General features: G+C 73.8%; 27 protein-coding genes. 9 read left to right on the top strand and 18 right to left on the bottom strand.

The genetic code is table 11. The annotated features are described in order from the left end of the window. Positions 1-33 precede the first annotated feature (33 nt). The 7 genes from MJ876_RS11525 to clpS are packed head-to-tail and all read right to left on the bottom strand — an operon-like array spanning position 34 to position 4041. On the bottom strand, positions 34-594 hold the full coding sequence (locus MJ876_RS11525; protein ID WP_240236435.1) for an NYN domain-containing protein: 561 nt from the start codon (positions 592-594) through the stop codon (positions 34-36). Positions 595-613: 19 nt separating this feature from the next. Continuing rightward, positions 614-898, bottom strand: a complete 285-nt coding sequence (locus tag MJ876_RS11520; RefSeq protein ID WP_240236434.1) for a MoaD/ThiS family protein — start codon at positions 896-898, stop codon at positions 614-616. Next, a complete protein-coding gene (locus tag MJ876_RS11515; RefSeq protein ID WP_240236433.1) occupies positions 895-1344 on the bottom strand; it encodes a Mov34/MPN/PAD-1 family protein in 450 nt (149 codons plus the stop codon). Before MJ876_RS11515 ends, MJ876_RS11520 begins: the two co-directional genes overlap by 4 nt. A 35-nt stretch (positions 1345-1379) precedes the next feature. Then, positions 1380-2615 carry a PQQ-binding-like beta-propeller repeat protein gene (locus MJ876_RS11510; RefSeq protein WP_240236432.1) on the bottom strand — a complete coding sequence of 412 codons (1236 nt, stop codon included), beginning with the start codon at positions 2613-2615 and terminating at the stop codon, positions 1380-1382. Positions 2616-2637: 22 nt separating this feature from the next. Further along, positions 2638-3123, bottom strand: coding sequence for an NUDIX domain-containing protein (locus tag MJ876_RS11505; protein ID WP_240236431.1), 486 nt, complete (start codon positions 3121-3123; stop codon positions 2638-2640). Continuing rightward, complete coding sequence (locus MJ876_RS11500) at positions 3124-3714, bottom strand: DUF2017 domain-containing protein (protein ID WP_240236430.1); 591 nt, start codon at positions 3712-3714, stop codon at positions 3124-3126. Between the two features lie 18 nt (positions 3715-3732). Then, positions 3733-4041 carry an ATP-dependent Clp protease adapter ClpS gene (clpS, locus tag MJ876_RS11495; protein WP_240236429.1) on the bottom strand — a complete coding sequence of 103 codons (309 nt, stop codon included), beginning with the start codon at positions 4039-4041 and terminating at the stop codon, positions 3733-3735. A 39-nt stretch (positions 4042-4080) separates the two neighbouring features. Between clpS and MJ876_RS11490 the strand changes: the two genes are divergently transcribed. From MJ876_RS11490 to MJ876_RS11455, 8 genes are all read left to right on the top strand, one after another. Further along, the gene (locus MJ876_RS11490; RefSeq protein ID WP_308192596.1) at positions 4081-5373 is read left to right on the top strand and encodes a nicotinate phosphoribosyltransferase; all 1293 of its coding nucleotides are present in this window, start codon (positions 4081-4083) and stop codon (positions 5371-5373) included. Between the two features lie 19 nt (positions 5374-5392). After that, positions 5393-6301: an MOSC domain-containing protein gene (locus MJ876_RS11485; protein ID WP_240236428.1), complete on the top strand. Its 909-nt coding sequence runs from the start codon at positions 5393-5395 to the stop codon at positions 6299-6301. Further along, positions 6298-7530, top strand: a complete 1233-nt coding sequence (locus MJ876_RS11480; RefSeq protein ID WP_240236427.1) for an MFS transporter — start codon at positions 6298-6300, stop codon at positions 7528-7530. Before MJ876_RS11485 ends, MJ876_RS11480 begins: the two co-directional genes overlap by 4 nt. Positions 7531-7559: 29 nt before the next feature. After that, positions 7560-8372, top strand: a complete 813-nt coding sequence (locus tag MJ876_RS11475; RefSeq protein ID WP_240236426.1) for a basic amino acid ABC transporter substrate-binding protein — start codon at positions 7560-7562, stop codon at positions 8370-8372. Positions 8373-8382: 10 nt separating this feature from the next. Next, the gene (locus MJ876_RS11470; protein ID WP_240236425.1) at positions 8383-9177 is read left to right on the top strand and encodes an amino acid ABC transporter permease; all 795 of its coding nucleotides are present in this window, start codon (positions 8383-8385) and stop codon (positions 9175-9177) included. Beyond that, positions 9177-9917, top strand: a complete 741-nt coding sequence (locus MJ876_RS11465) for an amino acid ABC transporter ATP-binding protein (RefSeq protein WP_240236424.1) — start codon at positions 9177-9179, stop codon at positions 9915-9917. Before MJ876_RS11470 ends, MJ876_RS11465 begins: the two co-directional genes overlap by 1 nt. Positions 9918-9984: 67 nt before the next feature. After that, complete coding sequence (locus MJ876_RS11460; protein ID WP_240236423.1) at positions 9985-10437, top strand: MarR family transcriptional regulator; 453 nt, start codon at positions 9985-9987, stop codon at positions 10435-10437. Then, positions 10434-11648, top strand: a complete 1215-nt coding sequence (locus MJ876_RS11455) for an MFS transporter (protein WP_240236422.1) — start codon at positions 10434-10436, stop codon at positions 11646-11648. The genes MJ876_RS11460 and MJ876_RS11455 overlap by 4 nt, the downstream gene beginning before the upstream one ends. An 82-nt stretch (positions 11649-11730) precedes the next feature. Here MJ876_RS11455 and hppD read toward each other — a convergent pair whose 3' ends face one another. After that, entirely contained in the window at positions 11731-12951 is a 1221-nt protein-coding gene (gene hppD / locus MJ876_RS11450) for a 4-hydroxyphenylpyruvate dioxygenase (RefSeq protein WP_240236421.1), read from the bottom strand. Between the two features lie 79 nt (positions 12952-13030). Here hppD and MJ876_RS11445 point away from each other — a divergent pair, with 79 nt between their 5' ends. Beyond that, positions 13031-13504 carry an Lrp/AsnC family transcriptional regulator gene (locus tag MJ876_RS11445; RefSeq protein ID WP_240236420.1) on the top strand — a complete coding sequence of 158 codons (474 nt, stop codon included), beginning with the start codon at positions 13031-13033 and terminating at the stop codon, positions 13502-13504. Positions 13505-13511: 7 nt separating this feature from the next. Here the strand turns inward: MJ876_RS11445 and MJ876_RS11440 are convergent, their stop codons facing one another. The 10 genes from MJ876_RS11440 to MJ876_RS11395 all read right to left on the bottom strand — a co-directional run bounded on the left by MJ876_RS11440 (position 13512) and on the right by MJ876_RS11395 (position 24487). After that, the gene (locus MJ876_RS11440) at positions 13512-14363 is read right to left on the bottom strand and encodes a PfkB family carbohydrate kinase (RefSeq protein ID WP_240236419.1); all 852 of its coding nucleotides are present in this window, start codon (positions 14361-14363) and stop codon (positions 13512-13514) included. A gap of 15 nt (positions 14364-14378) precedes the next feature. Beyond that, positions 14379-15308: a pseudouridine-5'-phosphate glycosidase gene (locus tag MJ876_RS11435; protein WP_240236418.1), complete on the bottom strand. Its 930-nt coding sequence runs from the start codon at positions 15306-15308 to the stop codon at positions 14379-14381. Positions 15309-15332: 24 nt separating this feature from the next. Further along, positions 15333-17423: an iron ABC transporter permease gene (locus tag MJ876_RS11430; protein WP_240236417.1), complete on the bottom strand. Its 2091-nt coding sequence runs from the start codon at positions 17421-17423 to the stop codon at positions 15333-15335. Continuing rightward, entirely contained in the window at positions 17420-18415 is a 996-nt protein-coding gene (locus tag MJ876_RS11425; RefSeq protein WP_240236416.1) for an iron-siderophore ABC transporter substrate-binding protein, read from the bottom strand. The genes MJ876_RS11430 and MJ876_RS11425 overlap by 4 nt, the downstream gene beginning before the upstream one ends. Further along, on the bottom strand, positions 18412-19341 hold the full coding sequence (locus MJ876_RS11420) for an ABC transporter ATP-binding protein (protein ID WP_240236415.1): 930 nt from the start codon (positions 19339-19341) through the stop codon (positions 18412-18414). Before MJ876_RS11420 ends, MJ876_RS11425 begins: the two co-directional genes overlap by 4 nt. Before the next feature lie 106 nt (positions 19342-19447). Then, positions 19448-20989, bottom strand: a complete 1542-nt coding sequence (locus tag MJ876_RS11415; RefSeq protein ID WP_308192595.1) for a M20/M25/M40 family metallo-hydrolase — start codon at positions 20987-20989, stop codon at positions 19448-19450. Between the two features lie 147 nt (positions 20990-21136). Next, on the bottom strand, positions 21137-22897 hold the full coding sequence (locus MJ876_RS11410; protein ID WP_240236641.1) for a DEAD/DEAH box helicase: 1761 nt from the start codon (positions 22895-22897) through the stop codon (positions 21137-21139). A 101-nt stretch (positions 22898-22998) separates the two neighbouring features. Next, positions 22999-23238 (bottom strand): DUF3039 domain-containing protein, encoded by a 240-nt coding sequence (locus MJ876_RS11405; RefSeq protein WP_240236639.1) that lies wholly within the window; start codon positions 23236-23238, stop codon positions 22999-23001. A gap of 71 nt (positions 23239-23309) precedes the next feature. Beyond that, complete coding sequence (locus MJ876_RS11400) at positions 23310-23879, bottom strand: YqgE/AlgH family protein (RefSeq protein ID WP_240236414.1); 570 nt, start codon at positions 23877-23879, stop codon at positions 23310-23312. A 41-nt stretch (positions 23880-23920) separates the two neighbouring features. After that, complete coding sequence (locus tag MJ876_RS11395) at positions 23921-24487, bottom strand: hypothetical protein (RefSeq protein ID WP_240236413.1); 567 nt, start codon at positions 24485-24487, stop codon at positions 23921-23923. Positions 24488-24576: the final 89 nt, after the last annotated feature.

Below are 24576 nucleotides of genomic sequence, written 5' to 3'. Positions count from 1 at the left end.
ACATTCCGAGGCGAGCGCCACGGCCCGCCCCGCTCAGCGCAGGAAGTAGTCCGGGTCGAAGTCGTCCAGGCTGATGATGCGCACGCGCGGCAGCGGGACGTTGAACGCCCGGACGTCGTCCTCCAGGTCGTGGATCCCGATGCCGGCCGCGGCGTACTGGGCGTTGACGTACTCCCGGAACCCGAGCACCCCGAGCCGTCGCTCGCCGCCGAGCAGCGCCGACATCTGGTCAATGAAGTCGCCGTCGTGGCTGACCAGGAAGACGTCGGCGTCACGGCCGACGAGGGCGTCGAGGGTCCGCTGGATGCCGACGTCGACGACCTTGACGTCACCGGCGCCGGACAGCGGCACCGGCCGGTAGTCCATGGCCAGCAGGGCCGAGACGAACCCGGTGGGCATGTGGCCCGACGAGGCGTTGAGGAAGAACAACCCGGTGACGGGCTGTCCCCACTGGGCCTCGGCGTACTTGGTCACCCGCTCCCAGCGGGGACGCTCCTCGGGCCCGGGGCGCCGCTGCAGCACGCCTGTCCCGAGGGTGGCGTCGATGTTCTCGCCGTCGACGAGGACGTAGGTACGACGCGGCTCCGGCTCCATGCCCGGAGCCTAGGACAGGTCAGCCGCCGGCGACGGCAGGCAGGACGACGACCTGGTCGCCGTCCGAGAGCTCGGCGTCGAGCCCGCCGAGGAACCGCACGTCCTCGTCGTTGACGTAGACGTTGACGAACCGGCGCAGGTCGGGGCCCGCGTCCTTCGGCTCGACGAGGCGCTCCTTGATGCCGGGGTGGTTGGCCTCGAGGTCGTCGATCAGGGCGCTCAGGTTCGCACCCTCGCCCGTCACGGCCTTCTCACCGCCGGTGTACGTGCGCAGGATGGTCGGGATCCGGACCTCGACGCTCATGGGGTTACTCGCTCCTCGGGGGGTAGTGCCTCGACGACGTCGACCTCTTCCTCGGTCACCTCGCCGTCCACGATCTTGTACGACCTGAACTCCACGGGGCCGTCGTTATTCCCGTGCTCGCGGGTGCTGACCAGGACGTAGTGGGCGCCGGGCTCCTGCGCGAGGCCGATGTCGGTGCGGCTCGGGTAGGCCTCGGTGGCGGTGTGCGAGTGGTAGACGACCACCGGCTCCTCGTCGTTCGCCCACATCTGCTTGTAGAGCGCGAGCAGCTCGGTGGAGTCGAACTCGTAGAACGTCGGCGAGCCCGCCGCGTTGACCATCTCCACCATCCGCTCGGGGCGGTCGGAGCCCTCCGGGCCCGCGACGATGCCGCACGCCTCGTCGGGGTGGTCACGCTTGGCGTGCGCCACGATGGCGTCGTACGTCGCCCGGTCGATCCTCAGCACGCCGACCAGCCTAGGACCGACGCGCCGGGTCGAGGTCAGCGCACCCGGCGCACCTCGACCGGAGGGCCGGAGCCGCTGCGCTCGCCCTCGACCTGCAGCGCCACGTCCGCCCCGGCCACGTCCTGCACCAGCACCGCGTCCGGACCGGGACGGCCGTCGAGCGCGCCGTCGCGGCCCATCGTGCGCACCACGCCGTCCGTCGACAGGAGCCAGACACCGTCCCCGGCTCCCCCGGCGAAGAAGGACAGCGCGAGGTTCGCGTCCGCCACCTCGTCGGGCAGCGTCGCCCCGACGGGCTCCGTCTCCCCCGGGACGAGGGTCAGCAGGGTGTCGCCGGACCGCCAGGCGAGGCCGTGGTCGGCTCGCACCGCCACCGGCGGCTGGTCACCCTCGACGGTCCCGACCTCCTCCCCCGTGCGGGCGTCCTCGAGGCGCACCACGTCGCCCTCGTCGACGGCCAGGACGTCGCCGACGAGCCCGACGAGCCCGACGAGCCCGACGGTCCCGCGGTCCGGGCCGAGGGACCTGACGGTCTCGCCGGTGGCCAGGTCGACGACGCGGGAGGGGCCGGCCTCCCCCGGGTCCGGGCCGACCACGGCGACGCCGTCGCCGACCGCGACCGGGACGTTCGCGGTGGCGCGCCAAAGCGGCTCGCCCGTCTCCGGGTCCAGCGCGACGAGCCGTCCGTCGTCGTCCAGCAGGGTGGCGTCCTCGGTGAGCGACAGCCCGAGGGCGATCGACGTCGCCTTGCCCGGTCGCGGCGCGTCCCAGCGCCACAGGACCTCCCCCGTGAGGGCGTCACGGGCCTCCAGCCCCGGCCGGACGCGGCAGGCGCCGACCTCCGCCCGGGGGTCCTCACAGGTGTAGTCCTGGTAGGGCACGGCGACGATCTCGCCGCCTGCCCCGTCGGGCCCGACCTCGGCCCCGAGGTCCAGGTAGGAGGTCCGCCTCGCGCCCCTGTCGACCTCACCGCCGGGCAGTCTCCACGCCGTGCGCCCCGTCCGGGTGTCCACCACCCGCAGCCGGCTCTGAGTCCCGCGGGGTTGCTCGCGGACGACGACGACGCCCTCGCCGAGGGCGAGCAGCTCGGGCAGCCGACCCGACCGCGAGCTCGAGGCGGCGTCGGTGAAGCGCACCTGGGGCGCCTCGGCCGCGGGAGCCGTCACACCCGGGTCCGAGGACGCCGGGGCGTCGGCGCCGCCACCCGAGCACCCACCGAGGAGGACCAGGACAGCCAGGGCGGCGCAGGCCAGGGGGCGCCTCGGGGTCATGCGGGGATCCTCCCCCGCCCGCTCAGGCCCGAAACCGGGCGCGCTGCTCCCCCGACAGCGCGGCGGCGACCCGCTCGCGGTGGGCGGCGACGTCCAGGGCGACGTCGACGTCCGACACCGGGCACCAGCGGACGGCGGCCGACTCGTCGTCCGCGACGTGGGCCTCGCCGGCCAGCCAGGTGCAGGCGAAGGTGAGGTCGAGGTAGACGGCACGGTCGCCGTTCACGTGGGTCTGGGGCGCGCCGGCGGAGGTCGCGACCAGCCGGTCCACCGACACCTCGACGCCGGTCTCCTCCAGGACCTCGCGCCGGGCGCCGACCGCGGGCTCCTCGCCGGGGTCCAGGATCCCGGTGACCGGCGTCCACCGGCCGTTGTCGGCGCGCTGCACCAGCAGCACCTCCCGCGCGTCGCCCTCGCCGCGGACGACGACGGCCGTGACCGCCGGGAGCCAGAGCTCCTCCTGACCGACGCGCTCGCGCAGCCGGACGACGAACTCCGGGACCGGCACCTAGGCGGCCTTCGTCAGGGCGTGGACCAGCGTCTCCTGCAGGTAGCCGACCCAGTCGTAGATGTCGTGGGCGCGGGCACGGGGGTCGTCCTCCGGCAGGGCGGCCCACCGGGCCTCGTCGCCCTCCTCGACCCCGAGCCGGGTCGCGAGGGCGAGACGGACGTCGGTGAAGGTCCGCATCCACGACTCGGCCTCGCCGCGGTCGAGCTCGACGTCGATGACGAGGCCGTCCTCGGTGAGCTCCGGCGGCAGGCCGGCCTCCTCGAGCGTGTCGATGAGGGCGCTGGCGGAGGCGGCCTTGGTGTCCCGCAGCGCGCCCTCCGTGAAGCGCCGGAAGTCGCCGGCGGCCTCCTCGTCGTCCGGGTAGGCGGTGGGGAACAGGCGTCGCAGCACCGGGTCCTCGGGCTCGGTGGTCGGGCCGCTGAAGTCCATCATCGCCTCGAGCGGGTCGGCGACGTCCGTGGGCGCCGCCTGCTCGTTGCGCAGCAGCTCGACCAGCTGCGAGGTCAGCGATCGCAGCAGGTCCGCCTCGAACCCGCTGAACGTCGCGATCACCCGCTTGCTGCGTCGGTGCCAGGCGAATCCACTCACCGGCCGCTCACTCGTCCTTCACTCGTCCTTCTCCAGGGTCGCCCACAGGCCGTACTCGTGCATGGCCTGCACGTCGCGCTCCATCTCCTCGCGGCTGCCGGAGCTGACGGCGGAGCGGCCCTCCTCGTGGACCTCCATCATCAGTCGCGTCGCCTTCTTCTCCGAGTAGCCGAAGTAGGTCCGGAAGACGTAGGTCACGTAGGACATGAGGTTGACGGGGTCGTTCCACACGATCGTGGTCCACGGCTTCTCCGGGACCGTGACCTCGGCGGGGACCTCGTCTGCGGTGAGGTCGGGCTCGACCTCGACGGGAGTCGGTGCGGTCACCGCGCCATCGTGGCACAGCGGGGTCCTACCCTCGGGCAGGTGAGCCAGACCCGCCCCGGTACCGCCCTGCTGACCGACCAGTACGAGCTGACGATGGTCCAGGCCGCCCTCGCCTCCGGGACCGCGCAGCGGCGCTCGGTCTTCGAGCTCTTCGGACGGCGCCTGCCCGCCGGCCGGCGCTACGGCGTCGTGGTCGGCACGGGACGTCTGCTCGAGGCGCTGCGCGACTTCTCGTTCGACCAGCAGACGCTGGCGTTCCTCGCCGACCACGCGATCGTGGACGACGCGACGCTGACGTGGCTGGCCGACTACCGCTTCGGTGGCGACGTCTGGGGCTATCCCGAGGGCGAGGTCTGGTTCCCGCACTCGCCGCTGCTGGTGGTGGAGGGCACCTTCGCCGAGGCCGTGCTGCTGGAGACGCTCGCGCTGTCGATCTACAACCACGACAGCGCCGTCGCCTCGGCGGCGTCGCGGATGGTCGTCGCCGCCGGCGGCCGGCCCTGCATCGAGATGGGCTCGCGGCGCACCCACGAGGAGGCGGCCGTCGCGGCCGCGCGGGCGGCGTACGTCACCGGCTTCGCGACGACGTCCAACCTCGAGGCGGGCCGGCGCTACGGCATCCCCACCGCCGGCACCAGCGCGCACTCCTTCACGCTGCTCCACGACTCCGAGCGCGACGCGTTCACCGCCCAGGTCGCCTCGCTCGGCTCGGGCACGACGCTGCTGGTCGACACCTACGACGTCGCCGAGGCGGTGCGCACCGCCGTCGAGGTGGCCGGGCCCGGGCTGGGCGCCGTCCGCCTGGACTCCGGCGACCTCGGCGCCCTCGCCGCGGAGGTGCGGCAGCAGCTGGACGACCTGGGCGCCACGGGCACCCGCATCGTCGTCACGAGCGACCTCGACGAGCACGCCATCGCCGCCCTGGCCGTGGCGCCGGTCGACGGGTACGGCGTGGGCACCCAGCTGGTCACCGGGTCCGGGCACCCGACGAGCGGCCTGGTCTACAAGCTGGTCGCCCGCGAGGGCGACGACGGGGGCATGGTCGCCGTCGCGAAGCGCAGCCCCGGCAAGGACAGCCACGGCGGGCGCAAGTGGGCGGCCCGTCGTGTCGAGGACGGGCAGGCGACCGCCGAGGTCGTCGGCGTCGGGGCGCGACCGGACGACGCCTCCCTGCGTGACCTGCTCGTGCCGCTGGTCCGCGACGGCGAGCCCGTCGGCGTCGAGCACCTCGACGAGGCGCGGGCGCGCCACGCGCGCGCCCTGGCCGAGCTGCCCGCCGCCGCGACACGGATGTCGCGCGGGGAGGCCGTGCTGCCCACCGTCGACGCCTGAGACGACCTAGGGTCCGCACATGCCCCTCGCCGTCTCCGCGCTGCACCGCTACCCCGTGAAGTCCTGCGGCGGCCAGGACCTCGACGAGGCCCGCGTCGAGCCCTGGGGCCTCGCCGGGGACCACCGCTGGATGGTCGCGACCGCGACCGGGCTGATGGTCACCGCCCGCGAGTGCCCGGCGCTGCTGGGGGTCGCCGTGGACGTGGCGGACGACCCCCGCGCCCCCCACCCGGGGACGCTGACGCTGCGTGCCCCGGGTCGCGAGCCGTTCACGGTCGCCGTCCCGGACCCCGCCCCGGCGGCGGAGCAGCGGCCGGTGGACCTCTGGGGCACCGCGTCGTCCGGCACCGACGCCGGAGCCGAGGCGAGCGCCTGGCTGGCCGACCTGCTCGACGCCGAGGTGGGCGAGCTGCTGCTGCTGCACCTCGACGACCCGGCCCGCCGTCCGGTCGACCCGCGCTTCGCCCACGAGGCGGACCGGGTGAGCTTCGCCGACGGCTACCCGCTGCACCTGACGACCGACCGGTCGCTGACGGCGCTGAACAACCTCGTCGACGACGGCCCCCGCGCCGACGAGGGACCGCTGCCGATGTCGCGGTTCCGCCCCAACCTCGTCGTCTCCGGCGCCGAGGCGTGGGAGGAGGACACCTGGCGGCGGATCCGCGTCGGGACCGGGCAGGACGCCGTCGAGTTCCGTCTGCCGAAGGGCTGCGCCCGCTGCGTCATGACGACCACCGACCCCGCGACCGGCGAGAGCGGCCGGGAGCCGCTGGCCACGCTCGTGCGGCACCGACGGTGGGACGGCCAGTCGTGGTTCGGGATGAACCTCCTCCCCGACGGTCCCGGCGTCGTCCGGGTGGGCGACCCGGTCGAGGTGCTCGAGGTCGACGACTCCGGCAGCGGTCCACCGCGGGCGAGCACCCGGTGAGCGGGGCCCCGATCTCGGCGGGGCCGCTGCGTCACCGATCGTTCCGCTGGTTCTTCGCCGCGCAGACCGTCAACGTCCTGGGGACGACGATGGTCTCGGTGGCGCTCGCGTTCGCCGTCCTCGAGGTCGACGACTCCCCAACGGCGCTGGGCGTCGTCCTCGCCGCCAACAGCGTCCCCATGATCGTGTTCCTCCTGCTCGGGGGCGTGCTGGCCGACCGCGTGGACCGGGGGCTGCTCCTGCGTGGCTGCAACCTCGCCGCCTTCGCGACGTCGGCGACCGTCGCCGGGCTCGTGCTGACCGGCACGGCCGAGGTGTGGAGCATGGCCGTGCTCGGAGCGCTCAACGGGACGGTGGCCGCGGCGAGCCTGCCGGCCATGGCCGGCATCCTGCCGCAGCTCGTGCCGCGGGAGGAGCTGCAACGCGCCAACGTGCTGGTGTCGATGTCGCGCGGCGGCCTCGCCGTGGTCGGGCCCTCCCTCTCGGCCGCGCTGGTGGTGACCGTCGGGCCCGGGTGGGCGTTGGCGGTCGACGCCGTCACGTGGCTCCTCGCCGCGGTGCTGCTGCTCGCCGTCCGCCTGCCGCCCCGGGAGCAGGAGCAGGCCGACGGGGTCATGGCCGACCTGCGGGTCGGGTGGACCTTCGTGCGCGGCACCACCTGGCTGTGGGTCGTCGTCCTCGCGTTCTCCCTGATGAACGCGGTGCGCACCGGTGGGTGGAGCACCCTGGGCCCGGTCCGGGCGCTCGAGACCGTCGGCGAGCGCGGCTGGGGCCTCGCCCTGTCCGCGACGGCGGCGGGCCTGCTCGTCGCCACGCTCGTCATGCTGCGGCTCGAGCTGCGCCGTCCGCTGCTCGTGGGGATGCTGGGGGTCTCGCTCGGCGGCGTGCCCCTGCTCGTCCTGGGCCTCGGGGACGGCGGGAGGACGACGCTCGTGCTGCTCGTCGTGACCGCGTTCGTGGCGGGCGCCGGCACCGAGCTGTTCAACCTCGGGTGGAACCTGTCGCTGCAGGAGCACGTGCCGGCCGACAAGCTGTCGCGCGTCTACTCCTACGACATGCTCGGCTCCTTCGCCGCCATCCCAGTCGGTCAGCTGGCCTTCGGCCCGCTGGGCGCCGGGGTCGGCGTCGGCGCCGTGGTCGTCGCCGCGGGGGTCGCCTACCTCGTGCTGGCGCTGCTCACGCTCCTCAGCGCCGACGTCCGACGGCTGGAGCGTGCCGCCGCACCGTGAGTGACATCACCCGTCTAGTCTGCCCGGCTATGACGCGTTCCCGTCTCCGCCTGCCCGGCGCGGCCCTCGCCGCCACCGTCCTCGCCACCGGTCTCGCCGGCTGCGCGACCGAGACCACGACCACCGAGTCCGGGGTCGAGCTGGTCACCGACGGCGAGCTGACGGTGTGCACCTCCCTGCCGTACAAGCCGTTCGAGTTCAACCAGGACGGTGAGGTTGTCGGTTTCGACATCGACCTGATGGACCTGGTCGCCCAGTCCGAGGACCTGGAGGTCACCGTCGTCGCGACCGGCTTCGAGGGCATCCAGTCCGGGCAGTCCCTCAACACCGGCGAGTGCGACGTCGCCGCCGCCGGCATGACCATCACCGACGAGCGCGCCCGCGTCATCGACTTCTCGGACCCCTACTTCGAGGCCACCCAGGCCCTCCTCGTCCCGGCCGACTCCGACGTCACCTCCCTGGACGACCTGTCCGGGCAGACGCTCGGCGTGCAGCAGGGGACGACGGGTGAGCTGTACGCCGAGGACAACGCCCCGGACGACGTGGAGCTGCGGGTCTACGAGGACCTCGGGCTCCTGACCCAGGCCGTGAACACCGGCCAGGTCGACGCCGGCATCAACGACAACGGCGTCCTCTACGACTTCGCGAACTCGAACGACACCGTCGAGGTCGTCGCGGAGTTCGACACCGGCGAGCAGTACGGCTTCGCCGTCCAGAAGGACGGCAACCCCGAGCTGCTGGAGCTGATCAACACCACGATCGCCGACGCCCAGGAGGACGGCACGTACGACGAGATCTACGCCGAGTGGTTCGGCGACGCCCCCACCGAGCCCAGCAGCTGAGGGTCCGCCGATGGCCATGAGTCCGCGCAAGCGCGCGCAGGTCAGCCGCTACGTCCAGTACACCGTCCTGGTCGCCGTCGTCGTGGCGCTGGCGCTGTCCGCGGACTGGGCCCGCCTGCAGTCCGTCTTCTTCGACCTCGACATCGTCGCGCGGCAGTTCCCGGACGTCATCACGGTCGGGCTGAAGAACACCGTGCTGTACAGCGCCAGCGCGTTCGTGTTCGGTCTGGTCCTCGGTCTGGTCCTCGCCCTCATGCGTCTGTCCCAGGTCGGGCCCTACCGATGGATCGCCACCGGGTTCATCGAGCTCTTCCGGGGCGTGCCCGCCCTCGTGGTGTTCATCGCGTTCTACTTCGGGTTCCCGACCGCGTTCCCCGGTTACGCCATCCCCGGGGGCACGTTCGGCATCGTCACCATCGCGCTGGGGCTGGTGGGGGCGGCGTACATGGCCGAGACCATCCGGGCGGGCATCCAGGCCGTGCCGAAGGGTCAGATGGAGGCCGCCCGCTCGCTCGGCATGAGCCAGACGCGGGCGATGGTCTCGGTCGTCATCCCGCAGGCGTTCCGCATCGTGCTGCCCCCGCTGACCAACGAGCTCATCCTGCTGACGAAGGACTCGTCCCTCGTCTACGTCCTCGGGGTGTCGCTGGCCACCGTCGAGCTGACGTCCTTCGGCCGGCAGGGGCTCAACACCGAGAACAACCTGTCGCCGTTGATCCTCGTCGCGCTCTGCTACCTGCTCATCACGGTGCCGTTGTCGATCCTCGTCCGCCGCATGGAAGCCCGAGCCGGGAGGGCCCGCTGATGAGCACGAGCACACCCGCGATCAAGGTCGAGGACGTCCACAAGTACTTCGGCGACAACAAGGTCCTCACGGGCATCGACCTCGAGGTCGCCGAGGGGAAGGTGGTCTGCGTCATCGGGCCGTCCGGCTCGGGCAAGTCGACCTTGCTGCGCTGCGTGAACCTGCTGGAGCAGCCGACCTCCGGCAAGATCTTCGTCGAGGGGGCGGAGATCACCGACCCCGACGCGGACGTCGACAAGCTCCGCAGCCGCATCGGCATGGTCTTCCAGCAGTTCAACCTGTTCCCGCACCTCAGCGTCATGGACAACCTCACCCTCGCGCAGCGCAAGGTGAAGGGCCGTGGGAGCGACGAGGCGCGCACCGTCGCGCGCAAGAACCTCGAGAAGGTCGGTCTCGCCGAGCGCGAGACGTCGTACCCGGCGCACCTGTCGGGCGGGCAGCAGCAGCGCATCGCCATCGCGCGGGCACTGTCGATGGACCCCGACATGATGCTGTTCGACGAGCCGACCTCGGCCCTCGACCCCGAGCTGGTCGGCGACGTCCTCGCCGTCATGAAGGACCTCGCCTCGGAGGGCATGACGATGATGGTCGTGACCCACGAGATGGGCTTCGCCCGCGAGGTCGGCGACGACCTGGTCTTCATGGACGGCGGCGTCGTCGTCGAGCAGGGCGACCCGCGGAAGGTCCTCGGCGACCCGCAGCACGAGCGCACGAAGTCCTTCCTGTCGAAGGTGCTGTAGCGCTTCTCCCGAGGCGGGCGCCTCGCCGATTCGGAATGCATAAGCACCTTATGTAGTTTGGTCCTTCGTGACCGCACCGCTCGAGGACGCCGCCGGAGACCTGGTCGTCCAGGCCGCCCGACTCGTCCGTGCCGTACGGCGGCTGGAGGGCGACCTGCCCCCGGCCGCCCTGCGCACGCTGTCGGTGCTCGACGAGCACGGGGACATCAGCGTCACCCGCCTCGCCGAGCTCGACCGGACGTCGCAGCCCGCGGCGTCGTCCCTGGTGAAGTCGCTGGTCGGGCGCGGCTGGGTCACCACCCGCCCCGACCCCACGGACGGTCGCTCCCGCTTGGTCGTCATGACCGACGCGGGGCGCACGCTCCTGGCCGACGTACGACGCCGCAACGCGGCCGCCGTCGCCGACCGGCTCACCGCCGACGACACGGCGGCGGTCGAGCACGCCACCCACCTCCTGCGGCGGGTCCTCGCCGCGGACCTCACCCCCGACCCCACCCCCGTCACGGAAGGAGAACGATGAGCCTCCGTCAGCCCCGCGCCGTGTGGGCCGTGGCCTTCGCCTGCGTCATCGCGTTCATGGGCATCGGCCTCGTCGACCCGATCCTCAAGGAGATCGCCGCCAGGCTCGAGGCCACGCCGAGCCAGGTCTCGCTGCTCTTCACCGGCTACATGGCCGTCATGGGCGTCTCCATGCTCATCACCGGCGTCGTCTCCAGCCGGATCGGCGCCAAGCGCACCCTCCTGACCGGCCTCGTGCTGATCATCGCCTTCGCCGGTCTCGCCGGCGCCTCGGACTCCGTCGGCGCCGTGATCGGCTTCCGCGCCGGCTGGGGCCTGGGCAACGCGCTGTTCATCGCCACGGCCCTCTCGACGATTGTCGCCTCCTCGGCCGGCTCCGTCGCCCAGGCCGTGATCCTCTTCGAGGCCGCCCTGGGTCTCGGCATCGCCGCCGGCCCCCTGCTGGGCGGGATCCTGGGCCAGCAGTCCTGGCGCGGGCCGTTCTTCGGCGTCTCCGTCCTCATGACGATCGCCCTGGTCGCCACCGCGTTCCTGCTGCCGGCCACCCCGCCGGACGGTCCGCGGACGTCGCTCGCCGACCCGTTCCGCGCGCTGCGCCACCCCGCGCTGCTCCTGCTGGCCGTGGTCGCCGTCTTCTACAACCTCGGCTTCTTCAGCCTCCTCGCCGCCGGCCCGTTCGCGCTCCCCGACTTCGGGATCATGGCCGTCGGCTGGGTCTTCTTCGGCTGGGGCCTGCTGCTGGCCTTCACCTCGGTCGTCGTGGCCCCGTGGTTGCAGCGCCTCGTCGGCACCGTCCCGGCGATGGTCGGCTGCCTGGCGCTGTTCTCGCTCGACCTGCTCGCGATCGCCGTGCTGTCGAGCAGCCAGGCGTTCGTGGTCGCCGGGATCGTGCTGGCCGGCGCCTTCATCGGCATCAACAACACGCTGGTCACCGAGGCCGTGATGGGTGCCGCCCCGGTGCCGCGCCCGGTCGCCTCGGCGGCGTACTCGTTCGTCCGCTTCTCCGGCGGCGCCGCGGGCCCCTTCGTGGCGCTGAAGCTGGCCGAGGACGTCTCCGTGGGCGCGCCCTTCTGGTTCGGCGGCGCGGCCGTCGCCGTCGGCACCGTCGTCGCCCTGCTGGGCTCGCGGGTCGTCGTCCGCGCGCTGCGCTCGGCCCCCGCCCCGCACTCCCCCGCCGAGGCGGACGCCGAGCTCGTCGGCGACGTGGCCTGAGGGGTCCGGCAGGAACGACGGAGGCGATCGCTGTCGCTGAGCGACAGTGATCGCCTCCGTCGGTCGATGGGTCCGGCGTGGGTCAGAGGTTGCCGCGGGCGTCCTGCTCGCGCTCGATGGCCTCGAAGAGGGCCTTGAAGTTGCCCTTGCCGAACCCGAGCGAGCCGTGCCGCTCGATGAACTCGTAGAAGACCGTCGGACGGTCACCGAGCGGGCGGGCGAAGATCTGCAGCAGGTAGCCGTCCTCGTCGCGGTCGACGAGGATGCCGCGCGACTTCAGCTCCTCGATCGGCACGCGGACCTCGCCGATCCGGGCGCGCAGCTCCGGGTCGTCGTAGTAGGAGTCGGGCGTGGCGAGGAACTCGACGCCGTTCGCCCGCAGGTGGTCGACCGTGGTGAGCAGGTCGCCGGTGGCGAGGGCGATGTGCTGGCAGCCGGGCCCGCCGTAGAACTCGAGGTACTCGTCGATCTGGGAGCGCTTCTTCGCGACGGCCGGCTCGTTCAGCGGGAACTTCACGCGGTGGTTGCCGCTCGCGACGACCTTGCTCATCAGCGCGGAGTACTCGGTAGCGATGTCGTCGCCCACGAACTCGGCCATGTTGGTGAAGCCCATGACGCGGTTGTAGAACGACACCCACTCGTCCATGCGGCCGAGCTCGACGTTGCCGACGCAGTGGTCGACGGCCTGGAAGAGGCGCTTCGGGTGGCCCTCCGGGCGCTGGATCGTCGAGGTGCGGGCCTCGAAGCCCGGCAGGTAGGGGCCGGTGTACGCCGAGCGGTCGACGAGGGTGTGCCGGGTCTCGCCGTACGTCGCGATCGCGGCCGTGCGGACGGTGCCGTGCTCGTCGGAGACGTCGTGCGGCTCCACCAGGATCGTGGCCCCCACGGAGCGGGCGTGCTCGATGCAGCGGTCCACGTCGGGGACCTCGAGGGCGAGGTCGACGACGCCGTCACCGTGGGCGCGGTGGTGGTCGAGCAGCGGGCTGTCGGGGGTGACGCCGCCGGAGACCACGAACCGGGCCGAGCCGGAGCGCAGGACGAACGACTTCGACTCCCGGTGACCGGTCTCGGGGCCGCGGTACGCCTCGAGCGTCATGCCGAGGGCGAGCTGGTAGAACGCCGCGGTCTGGGTGGCGTTGCCGACGACGAAGCAGACGGCGTCCATGGCGGTGACCGGGAACGGGTCGCGCGAGGCGTCGTACTCGACCAGGCCGACCAGCTCCTTGAGCTGCTCCAGCGTCAGGTCGGCCTTCAGCTCCTCGGCGGTGAGGGCGTGGGTCACGGGTCGCGCGTCGATGCTCATGCCCGCACGGTGCCGGGTGGGTGACAATGTGTGCAACGCGTCCGCGACACACTGCACAACCTGACCAGGAGCCTCCCCCGTGATCGACGAGATCGACCGCAACGTGATCGACCTGTTCACCGCCGAGCCGCACATCGGCGTCCTCGGCGCCTCGCGTCGTCTGGGGATCGCGCGCGGGACCGTCCAGGCGCGTCTCGACAAGCTGGCCGCGCGCGGCGTCATCACCGGCTGGGGCCCTCGCCTCTCCCCCGCCGCGCTCGGCTACCCGGTGACCGCGTTCCTCACCCTCGAGATCCGTCAGGCGGTCGGCCACGCCCAGGCCGCCGCGCACCTCGCCGCCATCCCGGAGGTCATCGAGGCGCAGACGATCACGGGCGCCGGGGACCTCTGGTGCCGCGTCGTCGCCCGGTCGAACGACGACCTCCAGCGGGTCATCGACGCCGTCCTCGCCGACGAGTCCGTGCTGCGGTCCACGGCCGTCATCGCCCTGGCGGAGCAGGTCGGCCAGCGCGTGCTCCCGCTCGCGCGGGCGGCGGCCGCGGGCGGCGACTGAGGGCCGGCTACGCCCCGGGGGTCGCCAGCACGGCGGCGGCCGCGGCGTGGCCGTGCTCGGCGGCGGTGACGGCCGGCTCGCCGGCGAGGTGGGCGGCGAGGTACCCGGCGGCGAACGCGTCGCCGGCCCCGGTGAGGTCGCGGACGTCGGCGACCGGAGGCACCGGCACCTCGACCGGGTCCCGACCGGGGACGGCGAGGACGGTCGCCCGGGCCCCGTGCTTCAGCACCAGGGTGGTCCCGGACAGGCGCGACCGCGCGGCCCCGCGCAGGTCGAGCGCCGCGGCCTCGTCCGCGTTGGCGAACAGCAGGTCAGGCCGCACGTCGGCGAGCAGGTCGAGCATCGGGTCGGCGCCGAGCGACGTGACGACCCCGAGGGACGAGGCGTCGACCGACGTGGACCCGCCCGCGTCCCGCACCCGGGCGAGCGCGTCGAGCGCGGCGGTGGCGATCGCTCCCCCGTCGAACGAGTACGCCGGGACGTGCAGGTGGGAGACCCCGTCGAGCCACTCCGCGGGAGCCGCCTCGAGCAGCCGGGCGGCCCCGCGCTCGGGGAACATGGTGCGCTCGCCCGACTCGTCCACGATCACCACGACCGTCCCGGTCGCACCGGCCCGGGCGACGCGGACGTCGACGCCGGAGCGCCCGAGGGCGGCGACGAGGGCGTCCCCCGCGGCGTCCTCGCCCACGCAGCCGAGGAAGCGGGTGGTCACCCGGGCCGCGGCGGTGGCCGCGACGTTGGCGGCGCTGCCGCCCCGCGAGCGGAACACCCGCGACGGGGAGTCCGCGCCGATCACGAGCGGCCCGTCGAGCCAGACCACGACGTCCTCCACGAGGTCGCCGAGCACCGCGAGCACCACGTCGGCGGGCCTGTCTCAGCCGGTGGTGAGCGCGCGGGCGATCTCGCCTGCGAGGGCCACGTTGCCGCGGTAGACCGCGACGTTGACCTCCAGGCTCCGCCCGCCCGTCTCGCGCTGGATGAAGTCGAGCAGGTACGGCGTCGCCGCGTTGCCCCGCGCCCCGTCGGCCTCGGCCGCCGCGAGCGCGCGGGCGAGCACGGCGTCGTGCTCGTCCGGGGGCAGCTGGGCGTCCGCGGCGACGGGGTTGGCGACCAGGACGGCCTGCGCGAGCCCCAGGCCGTCCCGGGCGCGCAGGACCCCGGCGACCTCGGCCGGCGACTGCACGGCGAAGCCGATCTCGTGGCCCGAGTCCGCGACGTAGAACCCCGGGTAGCGGCGGGTGCGGTAGCCGACGACCGGCAGGTTGAGGGTCTCGAAGCGCTCGAGCGTCGCGGGGATGTCGAGGATCGACTTCACCCCGGCGCTGACGAGCGCGATCGGCGTCGTCGCCAGCGTCGGCAGGTCGGCGGACTCGTCGAACGACTCCGAGGCGCCCCGGTGCACGCCGCCCAGCCCGCCCGTCGCGAAGACCCGCACCCCGGCCGCGTGGGCCAGGAACGCAGTCGCCGCGACCGTCGTCCCGCCGTGGCGACCCAGCGCCACGAGGACCGGCAGGTCACGCACGCTGGCCTTGTCGATGCCGTCCGTGGCGGCGAGGCCGGTGATCTGCTCGGCGCTCATGCCGACGGTCGGGACGCCGTCGACGACCCCGATGGTGGCCGGGACGACGCCGGCGGCCCGCAGGTGCTCCTCGGCCTCCAGGGCGACCTCGACGTTGCGGGGCCGGGGCAGGCCGTGGGTGAAGATCGTGGACTCGAGGGCGACGACGGGAGCGCCGTCGGCGACGGCCTCCGCGACGTGGGGGACGACGTGGACGGCGGCGATCGCGGCGGGCTGGTCGGGCACGGGCCAGAGGTTATCGAGCCGCTCTCAGGCCCTCGACCGCGCCAGCAGCCAGACGAAGTACGGCGCCCCGATCACGGCGACGACGAGGCCCGCGGGCACCTGCGCGGGGGCGATCGCCGTCCGCCCGATCGTGTCGGCCACGCTCAGCAGGACCACGCCGAGCCCGGTCGCGAGGGGGACGACGCGGGCGTGCCTGGCGCCGACGAGCGCGCGGGCCGCGTGGGGCGCCACGAGCCCGACGAACGCCACGACGCCCGCCGCGCTGACCGCGACCGCGGTGAGCACCGCCGCCAGGGTCAGCAGCCCGAGGCGCAGCCGCTCGAGCGGGACGCCGACCAGCCGCGGGGTGTCCTCGTCGAGCGCGAGCAGGTCCAGGCGACGGTGTGCGGCCCAGACCAGGGGCAGGCCCACCGCGAGGGCGACGAGCGCCGGGAGGACCTGCTCCCAGCTGCGGTCGTACGTCGACCCGGCCAGCCACGTGAAGATGCGCGGGGTGTCGAACGGGTTCGAGCGCACGAGCAGGAAGGTCGTGACGGCGACCGCCCCGGCCGAGACGCCGACGCCGACGAGGACGAGCCGGTCGGAGTCCAGGCCGCCGCGCCAGGAGGCGGCGTACACGACGGCGAAGGCGAGCATCGCGCCCACGAGCGCCCCGCCGGCGAGCAGCGCCGTCGAGGCCGTCGCGACGGTGGTCACCACCACGACGGCCCCGACGCCGGCGCCACCGGTGATGCCGATGATCCCGGGCTCGGCCAGCGGGTTGCGGCAGACGGCCTGCACCACGGTCCCGGCCAGGGCGAGCGCACCGCCGGCGAGCACCGCGGCGGCGACGCGCGGCAGTCGCTCGTCGAGCGCGAAGGCGACGGACGGCACGGCGTGGCCGGCGAGGTAGTTCGCGACGTCGCCGGTGAGCAGCATCGTGTAGCCGGAGAGCACCCCGGCCAGGACCGCCCCGGCGGCGAGGCCCCAGACGACCACAAGTGCCACCGTCGTCCGGCGACCGCTCGCGACCCGTCCCCCGGCGCCGGGTGGCGTCCGGGTCGGGCCGGCGTCGGGCGCGCGTCGGGCGAGGAGCACGAGCACGACGGCGCCGAGCAGGGTCGTCGCGACGCCGGTGGGGATGCTGAGCGCGGCCTCGGCCCCGATGGCGGCGCGGACGACGGCGTCCGCGCCCAGCACGATGAGCGCGCCCACGAGGCCGGCGAGGGGCAGCTGCACCAGGTGGCGCGCCACGGACGGCACGCGTCTCGCGACCAGGCGCACCAGGGCGGGGGCGCACAGGCCGACGAAGCCGACCGGGCCGGCGAGGGTGACCGCGACGGAGGCGAGCAGGACCGCGAGGACCACACCGAGCACGCGGGTCGCCCCCACGGGCACCCCGAGGGAGCGGGCGGCGTCGTCGCCGGCGGCGAGGAGGTCGAGGCGACGGCTGAGCAGCAGCGCCACCGCGACCGCGGCGACGAGCAGCGGGGTGACCGCGACGACCGCTCCGAGCCCCCGCTGCGACAGCGTGCCGCTGCCCCAGGCGAACAGCCCGGTGGTCTCCTCCTCGAACAGGATGAGCAGCGTCGAGGTCAGGGCGAACAGGGCCAGCGACACGGCCGACCCGGCGAGGACGAGGCGCGTGGTGGAGCTGCCGCCCGCGCCGGACATCGCCAGCACGAGACCCGCCGCCAGCATCCCGCCGCCGAAGGCGACGGCGCTGCTCCCCAGCACGGGCAGGGTGAAGCCGGTGACGGCGGCCAGGACGACGGCCAGGTAGGCGCCGGCGTTGACGGCGAGGGTGTCGGGCGAGGCCAGGGCGTTGCGCGACAGCGACTGGAACAGTGCCCCGGAGACGCCGAGGGCCAGCCCGATGGCGAGCCCGGCGAGCGTGCGCGGCACGCGGGAGCCGAGCAGCAGGTCGACGGCGGCCTCGTCGAACCGCAGCAGGTCGAGGGCACCGACGCCGGAGGTGCCCTGGGTCAGGTGCCAGGCCGCGACGACGACGAGCAGCGCCGTCGTGCCGAGGAGGGCGGCTGCCGCCCCGGCCCGGCGGGGCGGCGCCGACCCCCGGAGGTCCGTCCCGGCCGGGGCCGGGTCGACACGGACCCGGGGGTCGACGTCGGTGCTCACCCGCCGAACGCGGCGACGTACGCGTCGACCAGCTGCATCGACGACCCGGGCCCGCCGAAGGTCCAGATCCCGGGCGGGAACTCCTCGACGCGGTCCTCGCGGACGAACGCCAGGTCCTCCCAGACCGGGTTCCGCTCCAGCTCGGAGAGCCAGGGGTCGGACTCGGTGCCGGTGTAGAGCAGGGTCGAGTCGCTGACGGCGGTCATGCCCTCGACGTCGGTGTTGCCGAGGCCGTAGACGTCGTCGACCTCACCGGTCCAGGCGTTCTCGAGCCCGAGCTCCTCACCGATCTCCCCGGTCTGTGAGCCCTGGCCGAAGGGCCGGATGGCGACGTTCGCGCCGTCGGCGTAGGCGTCGACGTAGGTGAAGGAGCGGTTCTCGGGGTCGGCGGCGTCGATGGCCTCGCGGCCCTCCTCGACGGCGGCCTCGAACTCCTCGACGTCGGCGCGGGCGTCGTCCTCGCGACCCAGCGCCTGCCCGATGAGCAGGTGGGTCTCCTTCATCGTGCCCACCGGGTCCTCCGCGTTCGCGGCCTCGGTGACGAGGATCGGGACGTCGTACTCCTCGAGCTGGCGGATGATCGGGTCTCCCCGGGTGGCCTCGACGATGACGAGGTCGGGGTTCTCGGAGAACACGGCGTCCAGGTTCGGCTCGCCGCGGACCCCGACGTCGGTGGTCTCCGGGTCGAGCTCCTCGGCGGTGTCCCAGGTGATGTAGCCGTCGACGTCGGCGACGCCGACGGGCTCGACGCCCAGCGACAGCACCGACTCGGTCTGGCCCCACTCGAGGACGACGACGCGCTCGGGGGCGGCGTCCAGCTCGACGGTGCGGCCGGCCTGGTCGGTGACAGAGATGGGCCCGGAGGCGGCCTCGCTGGTGCTGTCACCGGTGTCGTCGGTCTCCTCCTCCGCCGACGGCTGCGTGGTGCCGCAGGCGGACAGGACGAGGCCGGCGGCGGCGCAGGTGAGGGCGAGGGTGGTACGGCGGGTCATGCGGTCTCCTGGTCGAGCAGTGCGGGGGCGGGTGGGCCGGGTGGGACGGAGCGGGGACGCCGGTGGTGGCGGCCCCGTGGCTCGATCCGGACGAGTCCGGTCTCGGGGTCTGCGTGGGTGAGCACCTCGAGGCCGTAGACCTCGCTCAGGAGCTCGCCGGTGAGGACGTCGGCGGGGGCACCGGCGGCGCGGACGACGCCGGCGTGCAGGACGAGCACCTCGTCGGCCACGGAGGCGGCCTGGCCGAGGTCGTGGAGAACGACGCCGAGCGCGACGTCATGGTCGTCGGCGAGCTCGCGCACCAGGTCGAGCATCTCGACCTGGTAGCGCAGGTCGAGGTGGTTGGTGGGCTCGTCGAGCAGCAGGACGCCGGTGTCCTGGGCGAGGCAGGAGGCCAGCCAGACGCGCTGGAGCTCGCCGCCCGAGAGCTGGTCGACGGCGCGGTCGGCCATGTCCGCGGTGCCGGTGACGGCGAGCGCGTGGTCGACGTGCTCGCGGTCGGTGGCCGACAGCCCACCGAAGCGGCTGCGGTGCGGGTGACGTCCGAACCCGACCACGTCGCGCACGCACAGCCCGGACGGGCTGGGACGCGACTGCGACAGCAGGGTGACCCGCCGCGCGAAGTCACGCGCGGACAGGGACTGGGCGTCGGTGGCCCCACCCGCAGCGCTCGCCGAGCCGCTCGAGGGGCGGCTCGCGGGGCCGCTCGAGGGGCCGCCGACGCTGACCAGGCCGCCGTCCACCCGGTGCAGGCGGGCGAGCGCGCGCAGCAGGGTGGACTTGCCGCTGCCGTTCGGGCCGACGAGGGCCGTCACCCGGCCGGGTCGCAGGTCGATGCTCGCGCCGTGGACCACCGTTCTCGCCCGGTAGCCGAGCACGAGGTCGCGCCCGCTCAGGGCCGCGCCGGCGACGTCACCCGCTGTCATGAAGGGAAGGCTAACCTAACTCCGCTGCAGACGAGAACGGCCCCCGGGTGCGAGCACCCGGGGGCCGTCCTGTGCGGCTGGTCGGTTCACACCGACCGCGGTCCGGTCAGCGACGCGGCTCCGCAGCGAGGCCGCTCTCGACCGTGCGCTCGGGCGCACGGTTCGGGGAGTCGATCTCGCGGGTCGACTTGGCGAGGGTGATCGCCATGTGGCCCACGGCGTCGGCCATGGTGTGCAGCGGGCCGACCGCCACGTTCTCCAGGTTGTCGGTCGGCGTGTGGTAGTTCGGGTCGTACAGCTCGCCGGCGGTGCCGCCGAAGAGCTTGACCTGGTACGGCGTCTTCACCCCGTCGGCACCGGTGAACAGGCCACCGGCGGCCACACCGTTCTGCAGGAACGCCTGGTAGTCGGAGCGGCCGGAGAACTCGGTGTCGACGACCGGCTGCTTCTGGCTCCGGAAGTAGCTGCGGAACATCTGCTCGGTCTCGATCGAGCCGGCGGTGACCGGCGCGCTGGCCGGGAACTTGGACTCGTCCGCGTCGTACACGCCGATGATGTGGTTCGGCGAGCCGAGCATGTCGAAGTTCAGGTAGGTCGCGATGTTGTCGAGCTGGCGACCCTCCTGCTCGACGAGGTCGTTGACGTACTCGGTCGAGCCGATGAGGCCGACCTCCTCGGCGCCCCAGAAGGCGAACTGGACCTTGTTGCGGGACTTCTTCGGCATGTTCTTCGCGACCTCGAGGAGCGCGGCGACGCCGGTGCCGTTGTCGTTGACGGCCGTGGTGCCCTCGACGCCGTCGAGGTGGGCGCCCAGCAGGATCTCGTTCTCCGGGTCGCCGTTGCGGGCGGCCAGGATGTTGTAGCTCTCCGCCTCGAAGTAGTCCGCGCGGATGTCGAGGGTCACGGGCGTGCCGGCCTCGGCGGCGGCGAGCAGCTGCTGGCCGGCCTCCTGGGTCACGCCGCCGACGGGCGCCGCGCCCTCGATCTGCGCGTCGCCGAGGGTGCCGTTCAGGTCGCCCTCGGTGTTGTTGTAGACGACCGCACCCGCGGCACCGGCCTCGCCCGCGAAGCGGGCCTTGTCCGCGAACGAGCAGGTGCCGCGGCTGATCAGCGCGACCTGGTCGGTGACCTCGACGCCGTCCCACGAGACCGCGGAGCACCCGGTGGTGTCGTTCGGGGCGACGAGGTCGCCGGTGACGCCGCCCTCGGGGGTGCTGTTCGTGTAGGCCATCGCGAGGATCGGGACGTCGGTGGGCTCGCCCTCCCCGTTGATGGTCAGGCTCTCGGCGAGGATCTCGCTGGCCTCGTAGGTGAAGTAGTCGCGGCGGGGCTTGTAGCCGGCCTCGCGCAGCTCGAACTCGACGTAGCGGGCGGCGGCGTCGTAGCCGCGCGTGGTGGTCGCCCGGCCGTCGTACCGGGCGCCGAGGGTCTCGAGCGCCTCGAGGTGGCTGCGAAGCCCGCGGGGGGTGATGGCCTTGCGCATCGACGCGGAGTCGGTGGCGGCGGTGGTGGACGGGCCGGAGGCCTTCGCGGGCGCGGAGACGACGACCGCGGTGGCGGTCGGGGTGGCGGCCGAGAGGGCGAGGGTGATGCCGGCTGCGGTGGCCACGGTGGCGGCCCCGAGACGACGTCGACGTGTAGAGGACACGGTCGATCCTTCCGAGAGGAGAGGGAGGGGTGAGGTCGAACCCGCCGAGGTTCGTGTCTCCCCCTCGCCCCCGGAAAGACCCGGCCGTCGATCGTTGCCGGACCGTGACCGACGATCGGGAACAATCGGCGGCCGGGGCGGTGACGCTCAGCCCGTGGGGCGGGCGGCCCAGTCGCGCAGGCGGTCGATGCGCCGCTGCAGCTGCTCCGCGGTGGCCGCGGCGGCGGCCGGGCCGCCGCACTCCTTGCGCAGCGTCGAGTGGGTCACCCCGTGGGGCGCGCCGGTGCGGTGGTGCCAGGCGGCGACCAGCCCGTTCAGCTCGCGGCGCAGCACGGCGAGCTGCTCGTGCGCCGTACGACGGGTCTCGGCGTCGTCGGCGACGGTCGGCACCGGGGCCGCCGTACGACGGGACCGCGCGGCGCGCTCGCTCTGGCGGGTGTGGAGCAGCTCGCGCACCTGGTCCGGCTCGAGCAGGCCGGGGATGCCGAGGAAGTCCATCTCCTCCTCGGAGCCGACGTGGACCTCGCCGGCGTGCCCGAACTCGCCGCCGTCGTAGAGCACCCGGTCGAAGCGGGCCTCGGAGCCGAGCGCCTCGTAGGAGCCCTCGAGCTCCGCCGACGCGGCCTCGGAGGCGTTGGCGCGGGCGAGCAGCTCGTCCTCGGCGGCGAAGATGTCGCCCTCGTCGCGCACCGTGCGGCCGAGCACGTGGTCGCGCTCCACCTCGAGCGCGGCGGCGTGGCCGAGCAGCGACGGCACCGACGGCACGAAGACCGAGGCGGTCTCCCCGCGCCGCCGCGCCCGCACGAAGCGGCCGACCGCCTGGGCGAAGAACAGGGGGGTCGCGGTGGTCGTCGCGTAGACCCCGACCGCGAGGCGGGGCACGTCGACGCCCTCGGACACCATCCGCACCGCGACCATCCACCGGTCGTCGGAGTCGGAGAAGGTGCTGATGCGCTCCGACGACGCCTTCTCGTCCGAGAGCACCACCGTCGGCGCCTGTCCGGTGATCTCCCGCAGCAGCGCGGCGTACGCGCGGGCCTTGTCCTGGTCCGAGGCGATGACGAGCCCGCCCGCGTCGGGCACGTGGCGGCGGACCTCCTCCAGGCGCCGGTCCGCGGCCTGCAGCACCGCGGGCATCCAGGACCCGTGCGGGTCCAGCGCCGTGCGCAGCGCCTGAGCGTGCAGGTCCTTCGTGAGCGGCTCACCCAGCCGGACATCGATCTCGTCACCAGCGCGCGTGCGCCACTGCATCTGACCGGAGTAGGCCATGAACAGCACGGGCCGGACGACGTGGTCGGCGAGCGCCTGGGCGTAGCCGTAGGTGTAGTCCGCGACCGAGCGCGGCACCCCGTCGTCGCCCGGCGCGTAGGTGACGAACGGGATCGGGTTGGTGTCGGAGCGGAACGGCGTGCCGGTCAGCAGCAGGCGTCGCGTCGCCGGGCCGAACGCCTCCTCGACACCCTCGCCCCAGCTGAGCGCGTCGCCGGCGTGGTGGACCTCGTCGAGGATCACCAGCGTCTTCGACCGCTCCACCCGCACGCGCAGCGCGAGCGGGTTCGCCGCGACCCCGGCGTACGTCACGGCGATGCCGACGTAGTCCGACGACGTCTTCGCCCGCCCGGCGCCGTACGCCGGGTCGAGCGGCACGCCGGCTCGCTCGCCCGCCTGCGCCCACTGGGTCTTGAGGTGCTCGGTCGGGGTCACGACGATCACCCGCTCGACCACGCGGCGCCCGAGCAGGTCGGCGGCGACGGTCAGCGCGAAGGTCGTCTTGCCCGCGCCCGGCGTGGCGACGGCCATGAAGTCGCGCGGCGCGCGCTCGGTGTACTGCCGCAGGGCCGCGGTCTGCCAGGCGCGCAGCGACGGGGCCGTGCCCCAGGCCGCGCGCTCGGGCCAGGCCGGTGGCAGCGCCGGCTCGGGGAGGTCGGTCCCCCCGGCGAGCAGGTCGGGCTGGTCGAGCAGGTCGTGCTGGTCGTGACGCGGGTCGGAGGGCGGCCGGGGCCGCCCCGTCACTCGCCGTCCCCCGCGTCGTCGCCCTTCATCGACTCCCAGATCTCCTTGCACTCCGGGCAGACCGGGAACTTCTCGCCCGACCGGCTCGGCACCCAGACCTTGCCGCACAGCGCCACGACGGGCGTGCCCATGACCATCGCCTCGGTCAGCTTGTCCTTCGGGACGAAGTGGCTGAACCGCTCGTGGTCGCCGGAGTCGGTCGGGACGGTGCGCTCGTCCTCGCGGACGTCGCCCAGCGTCCCGACGCCGCCGGTGTCGGCGAATCCGATGCGCGTGCTCACGTCGACCACCCTACGGCGCGGGTGGGTCAGTTGAGACCGGGGTCGGCGGGTCTCGTGGCCGCCCACGCCCGCTCCCCCGGCTGGCGCCGCAGGACGTCGCGGCGCAGGTCGTCGACCTCGACGCGGAACACGTCGCCGACCTGGCCGGGCACGACGTACCAGCTGCCCTCGGCGATCTCGCCGCGCAGCTGCTCGGCGCCCCAGCCGGCGTACCCGGCGAAGATCCGCGCCGCGCTGACGCTGCCCTCGACGAGCTCCACGGGGGTGTCGAGGTCGACCAGGCCGAGGTCGTCGACGATGCCGCGGAAGCCGACCGGGGCGGCGTCGGGGTCGGCGAGGCGGGCCAGGCCGAGGGCCCCGTCGGAGCCCACGGGCCCTCCGGCGAACAGGGTCTCCGGTGGGCTGACGACGTCGCGCCAGGGCTCGAGCACGTCGGCGACCAGCACGGACGACGGCCGGTTCAGGACGAGCCCCACCGCCCCGTCGTCGTCGACGTCGATCACCAGGACGACGGTGTCGGTGAAGTTGGGGTCGACCAGCTCGGGGCTCGCCACGAGCAGGGTCCCCGGGCTGATGCTCGTGACCGGACCGCTCATGGACCCATCATGACCCGGGCCCGGCCCGGCGGGCACGGGGCTCAGGCGGGCAGCAGCGACCGGAGGCGCCCCAGGAGCGCAGCCGTCCGGCCCTCGTCGACGTGGGGCGCGCGGGGCGCGGCCTGCGGTCCGCTCCAGCGTCGTCGCGCCGCCTCCTCCAGCCGCTCGCCGAGGGCCGCGCCCCGGGCGAGGTCGTGGGGGCCGCACCAGCCGGCCGAGGCCGCGAGCAGGAGGTGCTCCTTCGCGGTGGCGCGCCGCAGGGCGGTCGAGAGACGCTCGTCGTCGCTGCGCAGGCGACCGAGGTCGAGCACCGCGCGCACACCGGGCATCTCGTCGGCGACGCCGACCCAGGCCCGCTTCACGGCCCCGGCGAGGTCGCCCGGCGTCCTGCCCTGCTCGGCCTCGACCCTGGAGGCGAGGCGGGTGTACCAGCGCAGCTGGAGGGCACCGAGCAGGTCGAGGTCGTCGGTGAAGGTCTCCGGCACCCCGGGGACGTCGGTCGGCAGGACGGCGTCGCGGCGTCGGTCGGCGGCGGCCATGACGCGCCGGAGGACCTCGGCGCGGCGGTGCCGCTCGGCGGGGGCGGACGTACGGGTCGATCGAGCCATCTCGAGCCTCCTCGGTGCGTCACGTACTGACGGTACGTACTCAGGGTATGGGGCATACTCGCGGTATGCCAACGATCTGCGGGTGAGGT

This window comes from Nocardioides sp. CFH 31398, from assembly GCF_022436705.1.
In the GTDB taxonomy this organism is placed as follows: domain Bacteria; phylum Actinomycetota; class Actinomycetes; order Propionibacteriales; family Nocardioidaceae; genus Nocardioides.
The sequence above is the reverse complement of the archived record's forward strand: the minus strand, read 5'-3'. Positions and strand labels throughout refer to the sequence as shown.